The following is a 16,308-nucleotide window of genomic DNA, read 5'->3' on the forward strand; positions in this document are numbered from 1 at the left end:
CCTTCACAGACAGTCACAATCGATCACCCGCGCAGCGGGAGTGAACAGAGGTGCGCAGAAACAATCAGGTGGGGACAAACCGGATCGGTGTCCGCGTGGGCCGTGCGAGTCTCGAAGGGGGCGTCCGAGGGCCGGGGCGCTGGATCGGGCCCGGGCCCGCCCTCTATGCTTCACCTCGCTTTCCTGCGCGGTTTCCGCCTCTGACGACGGCACTCCACGCGGCGGGCCAGTCCGGTCAGAGGTGTCCGGGACAGAACTGCAGGGCGGAGCGAACGGTGAGCGCAACCTCCGGAGGGCCGGACCCCGAGGCGCCCTCCGCACAGCGACCCGGCATCACGCAGAGTCACGCATCGTGGCCGCCCGCCGCGTCCGCCGACGAGACGCACGACTACCGGGCCGCGTTCCGTGCCGCGACCCTGCCGATGGCCGTGGTCGACCACGAGGGCCTGATCGTCACCGCCAACGAGGCGCTCGGCGCGCTGACGGGCACCGGAGCGGCGGCGCTCACCGCGCAGTCGGCGGCCGACCTGGTCGACCTCGCGGCGGACGCCCGCGGCTGGCGCGCGTACCGCGAGGTGCTGCACGGCCGGCGCTCCCGCTTCCGCTGCACCCGCCGCCTCAAGCACCCCGACGGGCGCTCGCTGTGGGCCGAGATCACCGTCGTCCCGCTGCCCGACGCCCGGCAGGCGCACCGCGGGGACGCGCCCGGCCAGGTGCTGCTCTCCGTCGCGGACGTCAGCGACCGGCGCGAGCTCCAGAACCGGCTGCGCCACCTCCAGATGCACGACCCGGTGACCCGGCTGCCCAACCGGGCGCTGTTCTTCGAGCGGCTGTCGGCGGCGCTCCGCACCCCGCCGCACGAGGACGGCGCCGGCTCCCGGGTCGGGCTCTGCTATCTGGACCTGGACGGCTTCAAGGCGGTCAACGACACCCTCGGGCACCGCGTCGGCGACCGGCTGCTGGCGGCCGTCGCCGCCCGGCTCACGGACTGCGCCGAGCAGGAGGGGGCGCATCCGGCCGGTGCCCCGCTGGTGGCCCGGCTCGGCGGCGACGAGTTCGCGGTCCTGGTCGAGGAGTCCACCGGCACCGAGCAGCTGACCGGCCTCGCGGGCACGGTGCTGGGCGCCCTCCAGCAGCCGTTCGACCTGGGCGGGCAGCGGCTGGCGGTCTCGGCGTCGATCGGGGTGGTGGAGCGGCCCGTCGCGGGTACGTCCGCCACCGGGCTCATGCAGGCCGCCGACACCACGCTGTACTGGGCGAAGGCGGACGGCAAGGCCCGCTGGACCCTGTTCGACCCGGAGCGCAACGCCCACCGGATGACCCGCCAGGCGCTGTCGTCCACGCTCCGCCCGGCCGTGGAGCGCGGCGAGTTCACCATCGAATACCAGCCGCTGGTCGGCCTGGCCGACGGGGTCGTGCGCGGGGTCGAGGCGCTGGTGCGCTGGAACCACCCGGAGTTCGGCATGCTCTCGCCGAATCGGTTCGTCGCGATCGCCGAGGAGGACGGCTCGATCGTGCAGCTCGGCCGCTGGGTGCTGCGCTCCGCCTGCCGGCAGGCCAGACGCTGGCAGCTGGACCACCCGGCGCGGCAGCCGCTGTTCATCAGCGTCAACGTCGCGGTGCGCCAGGTCTGGGACTCCGACCTGGTCACCGATGTGGGCGAGATCCTGGCGGAGACCGGGCTCGACCCGGCGCTGCTCCAGCTGGAGCTGACCGAGTCCGCGGTGATGGGCTCGGCCGGCCGGCCGCTGCGGGCCCTTCAGGCGCTCAGCGACATGGGGGTGCGCATCGCCATCGACGACTTCGGCACCGGCTACTCGAACCTGGCCTACCTGAGCCGCCTCCCGGTGTCCGTGCTCAAGCTGGACGGCGCGTTCGTGCGCGGTTTCCGGTACGAGGACGGCACGCGTCCCAGCCCCGCCGACGAGACGATCGTCCAGGCCATGGTGGAGCTGGCGCACCGGCTGGGCCTGACCGTCACCGCGGAGTGCGTGGAGACGGCGGGCCAGGCGGAGCGGCTGCGCCGGATCGGCTGCGACACCGGACAGGGCTGGCTCTACTCGCGCCCGGTGGCCCCGGAGCGCATCGCCGAACTGATCGGAACCCGCGCCCCGGGGGCGTGACCCCTACAGCTCGGGCATGCCGTACGCGTCGGCGATCAGGCCGTAGCTGCGCAGCCGGGCCTCGCCGCTGTGGGCGTTGGCGGTGATCATCAACTCGTCGGCGCCGGTGCGCTTGGCCAGGTCGTCCAGGCCGGAGCGGACCTCGTCGGGGGTGCCGTGCACGATGTTGACCAGCCAGTTGTCCACGAACTCGCGCTCCATCGGGGAGAAGGCGTACGCCTCCGCCTCCTCGGGCGTCGGTACGAGACCGGGCCGCCCGGACCGCAGCCGGAGCATCGACAGCGCGCCGGTCAGCACCTGGCGGCGCGCCTCCCGCTCGTCGTCGGCGGCCAGCGCGGCCACGCCGATCAGGGCGTACGGGGCGTCGAGCACCGTGGACGGCTTGAAGGAGTCCCGGTACAGCTCGAGGGCCGGCACGGTGTTCTGGGCCGAGAAGTGGTGCGCGAAGGCGAACGGCAGCCCGAGCACCCCGGCGAGCCGGGCGCTGAAGCCGGAGGAGCCGAGCAGCCAGACGGGCGGGCGCGCCGGGGACTGGACGCCGCCCTCGGCGGTGGCCTGGACGGGTCCGGGGACCGCGTGGATGCGGGCGTAGGGGTGGCCGTCGGGGAAGTCGTCGTCCAGGAACCGGGTCAGCTCCATGAGCTGCTGCGGGAAATCATCCGCCCCCTCGTTCAGCCGGTCCGTGCGCCGGAGCGCCGCCGCCGTGGCCCCGTCCGTGCCGGGGGCGCGGCCCAGGCCGAGGTCGACGCGGCCGGGGGCCATCGCCTCCAGGGTGCCGAACTGCTCGGCGATGACGAGCGGGGCGTGGTTGGGCAGCATGACACCGCCCGAGCCGAGCCGGATGCGCTCGGTGCGGGCGGCGGTGTGGGCCAGGATGACGGCCGGGGACGAGGAGGCGACGCCGGGCATCGAGTGGTGCTCGGCGACCCAGTAGCGGTGGAAGCCCCGGCGCTCGGCCAGCCGGGCGATCTCCACGCCGGTGCGCAGGGCCTGGCTCGCCGTGCGGCCCTGGCCGACGGTGACCAGGTCCAGCACGGACAGCGGCACGGGGGCGGTGCCCCGGGCCGTGCCGCGGATCTCGTCGCCCTGGATCTCGTCGCCTCGAATCTCGTCCACGTCTGGCCTCTCCGGTGGTGCGCTCAATGCCTCGTCTGTCCGGAGAGCCTCAACAGGAGGATGGCTCCGTTTATTCCCGGGCGAGCACCTCCGCGCTGTTCCGGGCGCCCCTCTACGCGCTCTTCTTCCCGTGCGCGTACGCCCTCCCGCTCCCCCGGGTCACCGGGGCCGGCGGCTGCTCGCGGTGGGCGAAGAGCGCGCCGAGCCTCGGGGCCCAGGCCGGGCGGTCGGCCAGGCGCAGGGCCTCGCGGGCCGCCACCTGGTTCGCGGTGAGGACCGGCTTGCCCAGCGCCTCCTCCAGCTCGGGGAGGTGGGCGACGGTGTGCAGGGCCGTGTCGGGGATCAGGACCGCCTCCGCGTCGGGGCGGTCCGCGGCCCTGGCCAGTTCGAGCACCTGCTCCGCGCCCCAGGAGGCGGCCCCGGCGGCTTCGGTGAGGCCCGCGGCGTGGAGGCCGGTCACCTCCATGCCGGTCTCCCGGAGGAACGCGGCGAACCGCTCGGCGACCGCCTCCGGGTAGGTCGCCGCGACGGCGACGCGCTCGGCGCCCAGCTTCCGCACCGCGTGCACGAAGCCGATCGAGGTGCTGGACGCGGGCACGCCCGCCGCCCGGGCGAGGGCCGCGGTCTGGTCGTGGGCGCCCTGCCACCCGTACAGGAAGCTGCCGCCGTCGCAGGCCCAGACGATGGACTGGACCCCGGAGCGTTGCAGCTCCTCGATGCCCGCGGCGAGCCGGCCGGGGGTGCCCAGGGCGCTCAGGGCCTCCTCGCGGTAGGCGGCGTCCGGGCTCTCGGTGTGGTGGACGACGAGTCTGATGGTGCTGTCGAGGAGGATCTCCATGCGGGGGTAGTCGTCCTCGGCGAAGTGGCCCGGGTAGAGGAATCCGACGGTCGTCATGTCCACCCTTTCTCTGCGCCTGCGTCCGTGCCGCGCGGAACCGCGGCGGCACTGACCGGTTTCCCCGCTCCTGTTCCAGTATTCCGCCATCCGGCCCGGATATCGCCCCGAGCACGCGGGCGCGACGGCCCGGCACGCATGAACGGCGGCCTCGCGGGCACCCGTCGCGGTACGGAGCCGGGTTACGGGACATCCCCGCGCAATCTCCGCCTACCGGCCTGCCACCGGACACGGGAAGGTCACCCTCCGGCCACCGTTCGATTACATGCGCTTTCTTCCTGCATAGAAGCCCCGGATCGGGCAGGCGCCAAGCCTGTCCGGACTGTTCGACTGCTTCAGGAGATTGCGACCATGGCTGACTTCCCGAACCTGTCCCGCCGGGGATTTCTCAACCGATCGGCAGCGGTGGGCGGTCTGCTCGTCGTCCCCGGCCTCCTCGCCGCGTGCAGCAAGACCGGTGAGGGCTCCGCCGACGGCGAAGGCGCGCTGGAGAAGCTCCGCAAGCAGGGATTCGTACGGGTCGCCTACGCGGACGAGGCGCCGTACGGCTACATGGAGGGCAAGGAACTCAAGGGCGAGGCGCCCACGTTGCACCGCGAGATCTTCAAGGCGCTCGGTGTCGACGAGCTGAAGCCCACCCTCTCCGAGTGGGACAGCCTGATCCCCGGTCTCAAGGCCGGCAAGTACGACGTGGTCAGCGCCGGTATGGCGATCACCCCGGAGCGCTGCGCCAACGCCCTCTTCTCGGAGCCGGAGTTCATCTCGCCGACCGCGATGATGGTGAAGAAGGGCAACCCGAAGAAGGTCACCGACCTCGCCTCCGCGAAGGAGGCCGGCATCACCATCGGTGTGATGGCGGGCGCGGTGGAGGGTTCGTACGCCAAGGGCGCCGGCATCCCCGAGGGCAAGATCAAGACGCTCCAGAAGCCGCAGGACGGCGCGGACGCGGTCAAGGGCGGCCGGGTCGACGCGTTCCTGCTGACCGGGATCTCGCTGCGCTGGCTCGCCAAGACCAACGAGGGCACCGAGGTCACCGAAGCCTTCCTGCCCGAGCTGAACGGCGAGAAGCAGTACAGCCCCGGCGGCGCGGTCTTCCGCAAGGGCAACGAGGAGCTGCGCGACGCGTTCAACCGCGAGCTGAAGAAGATCGTCGCCGACAAGTCCCGCTATGTGGAGCTGCTGCGCGACTACGGCTTCGGCGCGACCGAACTGCCGCCGGCCACGCTGAAGACGGCCGATCTGTGCAAGGGCTGACGGGGACGGTACCCACCGCATGAATGATTTCTTCTCGGCCTTCGCCGACGATCTACCGCAGCTGCGGTCCGGCCTGTGGGTGACCCTGGAGGCCACGGTGTTCGGCGCCCTGGCGGCGCTGCTCCTGTCGTTCGTCCTCGGCCTGATGTCGCTCAGCCGGCTCATGCTGTCGCGCGGGGTCTCCCGTGTGGTGGTGGAGTTCTTCCGCGGCACCTCGCTGTACGTGCAGCTGTTCTGGCTGGCCTACGCGATGCCGCAGCTGACCGGGTACACGCTGACGCCGCTGGTCTGCGGGGTGCTCGCGTTCGGCCTCAACTACGGGGCGTACGGCGCCGAGGTGGTGCGCGGCGCGGTCAACTCCGTACCGCGCGGGCAGTACGAGGCGGCGCTGGCGTTGAACATGTCGCCGCTGCACCGCATGCGCAAGGTGATCCTGCCGCAGGCGTGGGTGCAGATGATCCCGTCGTTCACCAACCTGCTGATCCAGCTGCTGAAGGCGACCCCGCTGCTGTGGCTGATCTCGGCGGCGGACCTGATGACCGCCATCGAGAAGCTCCGCACCCGTACGGGCGAGACCCTCGCCGCCTACGCGACGCTGCTGGTCTGCTACTTCGTCATGGCCTACGCGCTGACCCTGCTCATGAACCTGCTGGAGCGGTCCGCCAAGCGGCGGCTCGGTCTGGCGGCGGGCGGGAAGAGCCTGCTGAAGAGCCGTAGCGCCGTGTCCGCCGCCCAGGCCGGAGGTGCCAGGTGAACAACGATTTCGACTGGGGCGCGGTCCGCGAGGCGTTCCCCCTGCTCCTGGACGGGTTCTGGACCACCCTGCTGGCCACGGTGTTCGGCACCCTGGTCGCCGCGGTGCTCGGGCTGGCCATCGCGGTCGCGGGCCGGGCCCCGAGCCGGCTGGTGACCGTGCCGGTGAAGGCGGTGATGGAGTTCATCCGCTCCACCCCGCTGATCGTCCAGCTGGTCGGCGCGGCGGCACTGTTCACCTCCGTGGAGCCGCTGACCGTCGGCATCGTGGTGCTGGGCATCCACTACGCCACGTACACCTCCGAGGTGTACCGCGCCGGGATCGACGCCGTGCCGAAGGGGCAGTGGGAGGCGTGCCGGGCCCTTTCGCTGCCCGTCCGGCGGACCTGGCAGGCGGTGATCCTGCCGCAGGCCGTGCGCAACGTGGTGCCCGCGCTCGGCAACTACGCGATCTCGATGTTCAAGGAAACACCCTTCCTCGCCGTGATCACCGTGCACGAGATGGTCTTCGAGGCACGCGACTACGGTTCCACGCACTTCGTCTTCACCGAGGTGTTCACGCTCGCCGGCCTGATCTTCCTGGTCGCGAGCTACCCCACGTCCCTCCTGATGAGGAAGCTGGAGAAGCGCCTTGGCCACTGAACCCCTCCCCCTGCAGAAGAACGCGGCCGCGGCCCCCGAGGACGTCGTGCCCGTCGCCGTGTCCAAGGACGACGGGCACCCGCTCGTCCGCTTCGACAAGGTCGTCAAGCGCTACGGGGACCACACGGTCCTGGACGAGCTTGACTTCACGGTCGAGCGCGGCGAGCACGTCACCCTGATCGGGCCCAGCGGCTCGGGCAAGACGACGATCCTGCGGCTGCTGATGACGCTGGAGCGGGTCAGCGACGGCGTGATCTGGGTCAACGGCGAGCCGCTGACGCACCTCCGGACGCCCGACGGCTCGCTGAAGCCCGCCTCCGAGAAGCACCTGCGCGCGGCCCGCCGGAAGATCGGCATGGTCTTCCAGCAGTTCAACCTGTTCCCCAACATGAAGGTGCTCCAGAACATCACCGAGGCGCCCGTCAACGTCCTCGGCATGGACCGGGACAAGGCGGAGACCCGGGCCCGGGAGCTGCTGGACCTGGTCGGGCTCTCCGGCAAGGTCGACGCGCACCCCTCGCAGCTGTCCGGCGGGCAGCAGCAGCGGGTCGCGATCGCCCGTGCGCTGGCGATGGAGCCGGAGATCCTGCTCCTGGACGAGGTGACCTCGGCGCTCGACCCGGAGCTGGTGGCGGGGGTGCTGGAGCTGCTGACGGACATCGCGAGGAACACCGACATCACGATGGTCTGCGTGACCCACGAGATGAGCTTCGCCCGGGACGTCTCGGAGAAGGTGCTGATGTTCGACGCCGGGCGGGTCGTGGAGTCCGGTTCGCCGGAAAAAATCTTCTCCGATCCCTCGCACGAACGCACGCGCGAATTCCTCAACGCAGTGCTGTGACCTCGGCATCCGTCGCTCGCTCATGACGGCGGCATATGCCAAGCGGGTGCGCCCCTGCTGACAGCGCCGGGGCGCACCCACGAGTCCGCCGCACCCCGCCCTGAACAGGCCCTCGGCGGCTATCGTGGGGGCGAGGTCGAGGGCCCACCGACCGGCCTCCGGTCCCGACTGGCAGGGGGAATCCGTGGTGTTGAAGCCCGAACCGACTGCGCCGTTCCACTCGGTGCAGTACGCCCTTCGCGTTCTCGAATCGGTCTCCAAGCACGGCAACGGGGTCACCGAGACGCAGCTCTCCCGGGAGACCGGGCTGCCCGCCGGGCACCTCACCTCCCTGCTGCTGACGCTGCGCCGCGAGGGCTACGTGGAACAGATCACCGACGGCGCGTACGTCATCGGCGCCTCGCTGCTGCTCCTCGGCTCGGGCGCCGCCCGCCGCCAGGCCCTGGAGTCCAGGCTCCAGCAGACCCTGGCCCAGCTCCGCGACTCGGTGGGCGCGGCGGTCTACATCAGCCGGTACATCGACGGCGAGATCCGCGTCACGCAGTACGCCGACAGCCCGCTCACCCCGGCGGTCAACGAGTGGGTGGACTTCAGGTCGGCGGCGCACGCCTCGGCGATCGGAAAGTGCCTGCTGACCCAGCTCGACCAGAACGGCCGGCGCGACCACATCGCCCGCCACAAGACGCCCCGGCTGACCTCGCGGACGATCACCAGCGAGAAGGTCCTCTTCTCCAAGCTGGACAGCCAGCCGGCCACGGTCCCGGTGCTCGACCTCCAGGAGTACGCGGTCGGCACGGTGTGCGCGGCGGTGCCGCTGACCGCCGGGTCGTCGGCGGGCTGCCTGGCGCTGTCGATGCCGGTGCAGGACGCGCACCGGCTGCGCGCGGCGGCGGACACGCTGAACCGGCGCGCCGCGCCGATGCTGCTGTCGCTGGCGCTGTAGGACCGGCCGGCGGGGCCGCCGGGCGGGTGGTCATCAGCACCCCTCCGGACCAGGTATTATTTTCACGTCAGCAGGCGCCGCTAGCTCAGTTGGTTAGAGCAGCTGACTCTTAATCAGCGGGTCCGGGGTTCGAGTCCCTGGCGGCGCACAGACAACGCACGAGGCGGTCTCCGTATCCACGGAGACCGCCTCGTGCGTTTTGCGCTGCCCGCGATCATGTACAGATGTATTACACGGACGTACTAGACAGCTGTTTTAAACAATCGTATATTCCTTGCCATGACGAACCCCACGAGCACCACCGCCGCCCCCGGCGCACTCGCCGGACGTCGGGAGTGGACCGCCTTCCTGGTCCTGCTCCTCCCCCTCCTCCTCGTCTCGATGGACGTCTCCGTCCTCTTCTTCGCGATCCCGTCCATCGACCGGGACCTCGCCCCCAGCGCCACCCAGCAGCTGTGGATCTTCGACGTGTACGCCTTCGCCCTGGCCGGCCTCCTCATCACGATGGGGTCCCTGGGCGACCGCATCGGGCGCCGGAAGCTCCTGATGATCGGGGCGCTCGCCTTCGGCGCCGCCTCGGTCTGCGCCGCCTACGCGAGCAGCCCGGAGATGCTCATCGCGGCCCGGGCGGTCCTCGGCATCGGAGGGGCGACGCTGATGCCCTCCACGATCGGGCTCGTGCGCAACATGTTCCGCGACGAGCAGCAACGGGCGAAGGCGATCGGCATCTGGTCGGGCGCCATGGCCGGCGGGGTCGCGCTCGGCTCGGTGCTCAGCGGGGTGATGCTCCAGCACTTCTGGTGGGGCTCCGTCTTCCTGATCAACGTGCCCGCGATGGTGCTGCTGCTGGTGCTCGTGCCGCTGCTGGTGCCGGAGTTCAAGGACCCGGAGCCGGGCCGCTTCGACTTCCTGAGCGTTCCGCTGTCCATGGGCACGGTCCTGCCGGTGGTCTACGGCATCAAGGAGAGCGCCGCCCACGGGTTCGACATCGGACGGGCCGCGGCGATCGCCGCCGGGCTGGCCGTCGGCTGCATCTTCGTCCACCGGCAGCGCACCCGCTCCGACGCGATGATCAGCCGGGAACTGTTCCGGGGCCGGGGCTTCGGCACCGGGATCGGGCTCAACGCGCTGGCCGCCTTCGCGATGATGGGCTCGGCCTTCTTCACCACCCAGTACCTTCAGTCGGTGCTCGGCATGAGCACGATGGAGGCCGCGCTGTGGAGCCTGGCCCCGTCGCTGGCGGTGGGTGCGGCGGCCCCGGCGGCGACCGCGCTCGCCCAGCGGACCCAGCGCGCCCACGTGGTCTGCGGCGGGTTCGCCGTCGGCGCGGCGGGGTTCGGGGTCTTCACGCTGGCCGGGACCGACTCGCTGGCCCTGCTGCTGATCGGGTCGGCCGTGATGAGCAGCGGCATCGTCGCGGTGATGGCGCTCGTCTCGGACATGGCGATGGCGGTCAGCCCGCCGGAGAAGGCCGGCTCGGCCGCCTCGCTCCTGGAGACCGGGCAGGAGTTCGGCGGGGCGCTGGGCATGGCCCTCCTGGGCGCCGTCTCCACCGCGGTCTACCGGGCGGACATGCCCGCCTCCGCCCCCGAGGCCGCCCGCAAGACCCTGCCGGGCGCGCTGGCCACCGGCGACCACTCGCTGATCACGGCCGGCCGGGACGCCTTCGTGCACAGCATGCGGTACGCCTCGGTGACCGGCTCCCTGATCCTGCTGACCGGTGCGGTGCTCGCGGCGACCCTGCTGCTCAGGGCGACCCGGACGACACCGGCGGCCGAGGCCCCGACCGCCGAGGCTCCGGTCCCGGCCCAGGTCTGACCCGTACCGGCACAGCGAAACCCCGGAGAGGCCTCGGACTCCCCGGGGTTCGCCGCGTCAGAACCGCATGTCAGAACTGCACGTCCGAGCACGCGTAGAACGCGTTGGCCGTGTCCGCGACGTTCCAGACGCTCAGGATGATGTGCTTCCCCGACTTCTGGGTGGGGATGGTGCCCTGCTGGGTCAGGGTCGCCGGGGGCTGCTTGCCGCCGTACGGCACCGTCATGAAGGGCTGCGGCTCCAGGTCGGCCCGGGTGAGCGGCTTGGTGGGGTCCCAGCCGTCCTTGGTGATGTAGTACCGGAAGTCTGACGTGGCGTGGCGGGCGGTGAACTGCCAGCGGAAGCTGAAGCCCTGGCCGGCCGTCACCTTGGTGGCGGGCCAGTTTCCGCCGCGCGGGTCGTCCAGCTGGGCGAACTCGCCGTGACCCCCGGAACAGATCTTTCCGTCGGCCGGTCCGGCCGCCGGGAAGCCCTTCGGGCCCTCGACGCTCTGCGGCTCCCACTGGATGTTGCCGCAGCCGGTCACCGTGCCGTTGGCGCACAGCTTCTGACGACTGATCGGGTTGTCCGTGTAGCCGTGGCTGCTGGCGCTGCTCGTGGCGAACATCGAGACGCCCGCAACCGCCAGGCCGACCAGGGCCGCGCTTGCCTTCATACGCATGTGTTGTCGCTCCTCGGATCGTGGGGGGAGGGGATTCCATGAGCACTGCTGCGTACGCGCGTTCTGCGGTCTAGACCAAGGCTCAGATTATTGCCGCGCCTTGACCATGTCCAGACCAATGAGCGCGGGATTCCGGTTTCCCGGAACCTCCCCCGCACCTCCTCAGGAGCCGTCGCCTCCGGTCCGGCCGGTGTAGAACGCCACCGTCAAGTCCTTGACCAGCGCCTTCCGTTCGTAGTCGTCCAGCTCCACGAGACCCCGTTCGGTGAGCCGGCCGACGGTGTCGTCCACCGCGTCCACCACCGAGGTCAGCACGCTGTCCCGGTGCTGCGCGTCGATCGCCGCGATCCGGCGCCGCTGCATCGCCGCCGCCACCTCCGGCGCGTACTCGATCCCGGTCGGCTGGGCCGAGTACACCTCGACGCCGACCGGCTCGCAGTCCGCCTTCAGCATCCGGGTCAGCGCGTCGCCGACCGCCTCCGCGTCGCGCAGGGTGTGCGCGTCCTCGTGGAAGGCGTCGGCGGGCAGCTGGGACAGCACCCGGGCCATCGCGGCCTCGACCTGCTCGCGCAGATACGCCTCGTGGTCCTCGATCCCCAGCGCCGCCCGCACGGTGTCCTTGACCCGCCACACCACCTGGACGACGACCCGCAGCGCCGTGCCGTTCGCGTCCACGGCGGGCAGCGGCTCGCTGCGCCAGTGCCGCAGCCGTACGTCGATCCGCCGGCGCAGCAGCAGCGGGCTGATCCACACCAGACCGGTGCGCCGCACGCTGCCCCGGTACTGGCCGAAGAGCGTGAGGACCCAGGCGTGTCCGACCCGCCCCCGGCCGAGGCCGCCGAGCGCGAAGAGCACGAGGGCCGCCAGGAACACGAGCGCGGCCCAGGCGCCGGTGGGCAGCCCCTCGTACGGCCGTGGCCCGAGCCCGACCTGGGCGAGCAGAGCGGCCGGGACCACGCCCGCCCACCACAGGACCCCGCCGGCCGCCGCGATCCCGCCGAAGCCGGTGAGCAGCGCGGCCCAGCCGGGCAGCGCGGGCCCGGGCCGCTCGCGCAGCCGGGGGTCGGCGTCGGGGGCGGGCCGGGCCGGGGGCCGTACCTGCGGCGTCCTCGGCACGGGCGGCCGCCGCATGCCCGGTCGGCCGCCCGCCGGGCGTACGCCGGTGGGCGGCACGGCGGCACCGGATTGCCGCTCCTCGCGGAAGAGGAGGTGGACGGGGATGGACGCGGTGCGCTCGTTGGCGATGACCGCCTGGTGCCGGCCGCTGTCCCGGACCGGGTCGGGGCGGGGCGCGGCGTCGGGACCGGGCAGGCGCGCCCCGGTGAGGGCGAGGGCGGGCTCGGGCCGGGGGGCCACCGCGACGGGCACGGCGTCCTCGGGACCGGGGCCCTCGGGCACGGCGTCCCCAGGCACGGCGTCCCCAGGCACGGCATCCTCAGGCACGACGTTCTCGGGACCGGCACCCTCGACACCCGCGTCCTCGACACCGGCGTCCTTCACGAGGTCCGGCACGGGCGCGGGGCGCGCGTCCTCGGGCACCCCGTCCCCCGGCACCGCGTCCTCGGGCTCCTCCGCGCGGGCCTCCGCCCCCGCCCCCGCCGGCACCGACACCGACGCCGAGGCGGCACCGAGTGAGACCCCGCGGTCCTCCTCGCCCGGCCGGAGGTCGAGCACCAGGTCGACGACGGAATCCGTGTCGCCGCCGCGAGCCGGAGCAGCCGGCTCCGCGACCTGGACCACCACCTCCTCGTCCGAGGGCACCGACACCGGCACGGGCCTGAAGAGGGGAGGTGGCTCGGGCGCGCGGGGCGCGGCCGGGGTCGCGCCCCGCACCGGCAGCCCCTCGGCGACCGGCGGCGCGTCCGCCGCGGCCCCCGCCGCCCACGCGTCCGTGACGCTGCCCGCTCCGCCCGGGCCGACCCATTCCCGTACCGGGACCGTCCCGTACTCCGTCTCCTGGCCGTTCTCCGGGTTTCCGGAGCTGTCCGACACCGTGGATCGCATTTCCGCCTCCGTCATGTCCGTCGTGTCACGCGAAGAGTCGCCGCCAGGTCTCCGGGCCCGGATAGCCGTCGGCCTCCGTCCCCCGCCAGCCCTGGGCCTTCTGGAAGGTCTCGACATTGCGCCGGTCCGCCTCGGTCCACCGGGGGCTGGGGCCCAGCCGGTAGTGCGCGCCGTACCCCTTCTTCACCAACTGTTTTCCGAGCCGGTCGACATGGCTGTTGGACCGACCCGGCCGGAAATAGTCCCGTCCGGGGAAGGCCGGGGCGGCCTTCCCGCCGCTCGCGGCGGGGATGTCGCGACCGGTTCCGGTCACCAGCAGCTTCCAGGTGTGGGGGCCGGGGATGCCGTCGGCCTCGGCGCCCTTCCACCCCTGGGCCTGCTGGAACGCCCGGGTGGCCCGGCGGTCGGCGTCGGTCCAGACCGGGTCGGGGCCGATCTCGTAGAAGCGCTTGCCGCCCCGGGCGACGAGCATCGTGCCGAGCCGGGTCACGTACGCGTTGTTCGTGCGGGGCCCGAACTTCGCCGCGCCGGGGAACGGGTCCCCGTCGGCCTCGCTGCCCGACTTCCCCGTGTTCAGGCCCTTGTAGCGGTAGGCGACGTAGCTCGCGGAGTTCGTCCAGTACGCCATGGGCGTCGTCCGCTTGCGGGTGTGCGGCTTGGTCTGCTCGTAGGCCGTGTAGTGGGTGTGCGTGTGGTCGGTCCAGCCGCCGAAGATCGTGACGTGGGAGCCGTTCCCGGGGTCGGCGAGGTTGTGGAAGAGCAGGATGTCGCCGGGCTGGAGGTCCGCGCGGGCGATCCGGGTGCCGTACGCGGCGAGGCTGCCGGTCCACTCGTTGCCCGGCAGGTTCCAGGCCATCGACACATAGCCGGAGCAGTCCTGCCGGTACCCGTCGGACCAGTACGCCGACATGCTGTACGGGACCTGCGCGTCCACCCACTTCTCGGCGCGGTTGATGATCTCGGTCCGGGTCGTCGCCCGTGGCTCGGGCGACGCCGCCTGGGCGGCCCCCGGCCCCGGCGAACCGGACCCGCGCAGCGGACCCGGGAGCCCCTGGGGGCTGTCCGGCACCGTGCCGATGCCGGTCGGCACCCCCGTGCCCGGCACCGGGGCGGGGTCGGCGGGCGCTCCGGCGGACTCCGCGGCGCCGCCGCCGAGCACCATCCCGGCGGCGGTGACCAGCACCATCGCGCGCCGCGCGCCGTGGGCGGCCGGGTGTCCCCCGTTCCGCACGGGAAGCCCGCCGGCGGCGCTCCGCCGCTGGGCGGCGCAGCCGGGACAGGGACAGTCGATGGCGGGTACGTACTCCTCGAAGGCCGGCACAGTCATGCGATTCCCCTCCGCAGTCGTCAAGTTTCTCGGGCGCATCTGCTCGGGCGTCAGCGTGTCAACGGTTGTGACATACGTCGCGACATACCGCAGTTTGACGGATAGAAGGGAAAAAACGACCATCCGACAGGCCGGTAAGGCGAGGGGATGGTCGGGAGCACCGCTCGGGATCGGGTAGAGTTTTCCAGGTCAGCAGGCGCCGCTAGCTCAGTTGGTTAGAGCAGCTGACTCTTAATCAGCGGGTCCGGGGTTCGAGTCCCTGGCGGCGCACGCACAGCCAAGGCCCCCTCGCTTCGCGCGAGGGGGCCTTGGTCGTTCTTCGACGCGCTTCCGCAACCGCTTCACCGCCTGCGGAGAGTGACCGGTTATCGACGTAACGTCAGAGGGCGGCTGGGCGGACGAGGGGCCTCCCCCTACAGTGGGGTGTGCGGCGGACCGGACGCCACCGACCTCCCGTGTCCGCGCCGGGCCACTCCCGCGGCCCGCGCACCGCGGTCGAGGACCGGCCCGGCCGCCGCCCGGGGAACGGGCGGCGGCCGGGCCGGGTGCCGGTGCCTTCGTCCGGATCAGGCCGCCTCGGCCACGGCCTCCGCGCTCTTCTCCGCACCCTTCTCCGCGGTCAGGTAGGCCGAGACGACCACGTTCGCGGTGTACGAGTGCGACTCCTCGTCGTACGTGCCGCCGCAGGTGATCAGCCGGAGCTCCGCCCGGCCGTCCTCGCGGGGCCCGTACGCCTTCTGGGCGTCGAACCTGGCCCGGGTGAGGACCTGCACGTCGTCGATGGTGAACTCGGCGACCGTGCCGTCCGTGCGCGTCACGTCGACCTTCGCCCCGGGGCGGGCCGAGCTGAGCCCGTAGAAGACGGCGGGCTCGGTCTCGGTGTCGACGTGGCCGACGAACAGGGCCGGTCCCTCGGCGCCGGGCTGGGTGCCGGCGCCGTACCAGCCGACCGTCCGGGGCGTGTCGAAGGACGGCGGCTCGATGGCGCCCTCCGCGTCCAGGCCCCGGGAGACGACGGGGGCACTGACGCCGATGGACGGGATCGCGACGCTCTTCGGGGCGACGCCCGCGATGGGCGCGTGCGCCGGGGGCAGCGGCACACCGAGCGGGCGCCCGACCGCGGCGACATCGCCGGTGGTCGGGGCCGAGCCGATGCCCGAGCCGTCCGTGAACCCCCGGCCCCAGAGCCACAGGCCCAGCAGGACGACGGCCCAGGTCACTCCGGTGAGCAGTCTGCCGCGCCCCGCCGCAGCCTCCTCCGGTGCGGACATGTCAGTCGGCCGCCGGACGGCGACGGCGCACGCTGCGGAAGGCGACGGCGACGGCCGCGACGGCGGCCAGTCCGAGGCCGATCACCTCGTGGGTAGTGCCGGGACCGTCCTGCTCCGCGGTCTCGCTCGCGAGCACGGCGGTGCCTCCGCCGCCCGCGTGGACCGGGGCGACGGGCATGGGCCGCCCGCGGTGCACGACGGTGAGGGTGGCGGTCACCCGGGTGTGCTTGTCGCAGGTCGCCCGGACGTCGTAGTCGCCGGGCTCGGCGTCCGCGCGGACGCGGGCCACGGCATGGAGCGTGCGGTCGCCACCGGACGAGAACCGCGCCTCGGAGCCGAAGGCGTCGGAGCTCCCCTTGGCCTCCCCGGCCTTGCAGCCGGTCAGCTCCAGCTCGACCTCGCCGCCGGGGGCGACGGACGAGGGCGAGACCGACAGGGCGGCGCGGGACCGGGAGTCCTCGTGGCCGGAGCCGGATTCGGCCAGCGCCGAGGGGATCGGCACCAGGGTCGCCGCGGCCAGTGCGGCGGCACAGAACGTGAGGGGTATGGAACGCATCGTGAACCTCCTGATGGCAGGTTCACTCCTGCGGGCGCGTTCCGCATCCGCAGCGCGGCGGCGCTGGGCCGGTGGAGTGGGGAGCGGACCGGGCCCGCTCCCCC

14 protein-coding genes and 2 tRNA genes are annotated in these 16,308 nt (G+C 72.5%); 9 read left to right on the plus strand and 7 right to left on the minus strand.

Annotation, left to right across the window (positions count from 1 at the left end; translation table 11 throughout):
* Nucleotides 1-275 precede the first annotated feature (275 nt).
* A complete protein-coding gene (locus tag ACFUJY_RS15710) occupies nucleotides 276-2,123 on the plus strand; it encodes a putative bifunctional diguanylate cyclase/phosphodiesterase (protein WP_383299086.1) in 1,848 nt (615 codons plus the stop codon).
* 3 nt (nucleotides 2,124-2,126) lie between these two features.
* Here the strand turns inward: ACFUJY_RS15710 and ACFUJY_RS15715 are convergent, their stop codons facing one another.
* Nucleotides 2,127-3,239 (minus strand): LLM class flavin-dependent oxidoreductase, encoded by a 1,113-nt coding sequence (locus ACFUJY_RS15715; RefSeq protein WP_383299089.1) that lies wholly within the window; start codon nucleotides 3,237-3,239, stop codon nucleotides 2,127-2,129.
* A 112-nt stretch (nucleotides 3,240-3,351) separates the two neighbouring features.
* Entirely contained in the window at nucleotides 3,352-4,134 is a 783-nt protein-coding gene (locus ACFUJY_RS15720; protein WP_383299091.1) for a decarboxylase, read from the minus strand.
* Between the two features lie 351 nt (nucleotides 4,135-4,485).
* Between ACFUJY_RS15720 and ehuB the strand changes: the two genes are divergently transcribed.
* From ehuB to ACFUJY_RS15755, 7 genes are all read left to right on the plus strand, one after another.
* Nucleotides 4,486-5,388 carry an ectoine/hydroxyectoine ABC transporter substrate-binding protein EhuB gene (gene ehuB / locus ACFUJY_RS15725; protein ID WP_383299094.1) on the plus strand — a complete coding sequence of 301 codons (903 nt, stop codon included), beginning with the start codon at nucleotides 4,486-4,488 and terminating at the stop codon, nucleotides 5,386-5,388.
* A 19-nt stretch (nucleotides 5,389-5,407) separates the two neighbouring features.
* Entirely contained in the window at nucleotides 5,408-6,142 is a 735-nt protein-coding gene (gene ehuC / locus ACFUJY_RS15730; protein ID WP_383299097.1) for an ectoine/hydroxyectoine ABC transporter permease subunit EhuC, read from the plus strand.
* Entirely contained in the window at nucleotides 6,139-6,783 is a 645-nt protein-coding gene (ehuD, locus tag ACFUJY_RS15735) for an ectoine/hydroxyectoine ABC transporter permease subunit EhuD (RefSeq protein ID WP_383299099.1), read from the plus strand. The genes ehuC and ehuD overlap by 4 nt, the downstream gene beginning before the upstream one ends.
* Nucleotides 6,773-7,624, plus strand: coding sequence for an ectoine/hydroxyectoine ABC transporter ATP-binding protein EhuA (gene ehuA / locus ACFUJY_RS15740; RefSeq protein WP_383299102.1), 852 nt, complete (start codon nucleotides 6,773-6,775; stop codon nucleotides 7,622-7,624). The genes ehuD and ehuA overlap by 11 nt, the downstream gene beginning before the upstream one ends.
* A 184-nt stretch (nucleotides 7,625-7,808) precedes the next feature.
* The gene (locus tag ACFUJY_RS15745; RefSeq protein WP_383299105.1) at nucleotides 7,809-8,567 is read left to right on the plus strand and encodes an IclR family transcriptional regulator; all 759 of its coding nucleotides are present in this window, start codon (nucleotides 7,809-7,811) and stop codon (nucleotides 8,565-8,567) included.
* A 74-nt stretch (nucleotides 8,568-8,641) separates the two neighbouring features.
* Nucleotides 8,642-8,715: transfer RNA gene (locus tag ACFUJY_RS15750), tRNA-Lys, on the plus strand.
* Nucleotides 8,716-8,846: 131 nt separating this feature from the next.
* On the plus strand, nucleotides 8,847-10,385 hold the full coding sequence (locus ACFUJY_RS15755) for an MFS transporter (RefSeq protein ID WP_383299108.1): 1,539 nt from the start codon (nucleotides 8,847-8,849) through the stop codon (nucleotides 10,383-10,385).
* A 70-nt stretch (nucleotides 10,386-10,455) separates the two neighbouring features.
* On the opposite strand, the gene ACFUJY_RS15760 is transcribed toward ACFUJY_RS15755, so the two are convergent.
* The 3 genes from ACFUJY_RS15760 to ACFUJY_RS15770 all read right to left on the minus strand — a co-directional run bounded on the left by ACFUJY_RS15760 (nucleotide 10,456) and on the right by ACFUJY_RS15770 (nucleotide 14,377).
* Entirely contained in the window at nucleotides 10,456-11,046 is a 591-nt protein-coding gene (locus tag ACFUJY_RS15760) for a lytic polysaccharide monooxygenase (RefSeq protein ID WP_164636379.1), read from the minus strand.
* 162 nt (nucleotides 11,047-11,208) lie between these two features.
* A complete protein-coding gene (locus tag ACFUJY_RS15765) occupies nucleotides 11,209-13,050 on the minus strand; it encodes an SPFH domain-containing protein (protein ID WP_383299111.1) in 1,842 nt (613 codons plus the stop codon).
* 25 nt (nucleotides 13,051-13,075) lie between these two features.
* On the minus strand, nucleotides 13,076-14,377 hold the full coding sequence (locus ACFUJY_RS15770) for a peptidoglycan-binding protein (RefSeq protein ID WP_383299114.1): 1,302 nt from the start codon (nucleotides 14,375-14,377) through the stop codon (nucleotides 13,076-13,078).
* Between the two features lie 196 nt (nucleotides 14,378-14,573).
* On the opposite strand from ACFUJY_RS15770, the gene ACFUJY_RS15775 reads away from it, so the two are divergent.
* Nucleotides 14,574-14,647, plus strand: a tRNA-Lys gene (locus tag ACFUJY_RS15775).
* 296 nt (nucleotides 14,648-14,943) lie between these two features.
* Here the strand turns inward: ACFUJY_RS15775 and ACFUJY_RS15780 are convergent.
* Together ACFUJY_RS15780 and ACFUJY_RS15785 are read right to left on the minus strand one after the other, a co-directional pair.
* Nucleotides 14,944-15,648, minus strand: a complete 705-nt coding sequence (locus ACFUJY_RS15780) for a class F sortase (protein ID WP_383299116.1) — start codon at nucleotides 15,646-15,648, stop codon at nucleotides 14,944-14,946.
* Between the two features lies 1 nt (nucleotide 15,649).
* A complete protein-coding gene (locus ACFUJY_RS15785) occupies nucleotides 15,650-16,204 on the minus strand; it encodes a hypothetical protein (RefSeq protein ID WP_383299119.1) in 555 nt (184 codons plus the stop codon).
* Between the last annotated feature and the right edge of the window lie 104 nt (nucleotides 16,205-16,308).

The sequence above is a fragment of the Streptomyces sp. NPDC057249 genome (genome assembly GCF_042669245.1).
Classification (GTDB): Bacteria; Actinomycetota; Actinomycetes; order Streptomycetales; family Streptomycetaceae; genus Streptomyces.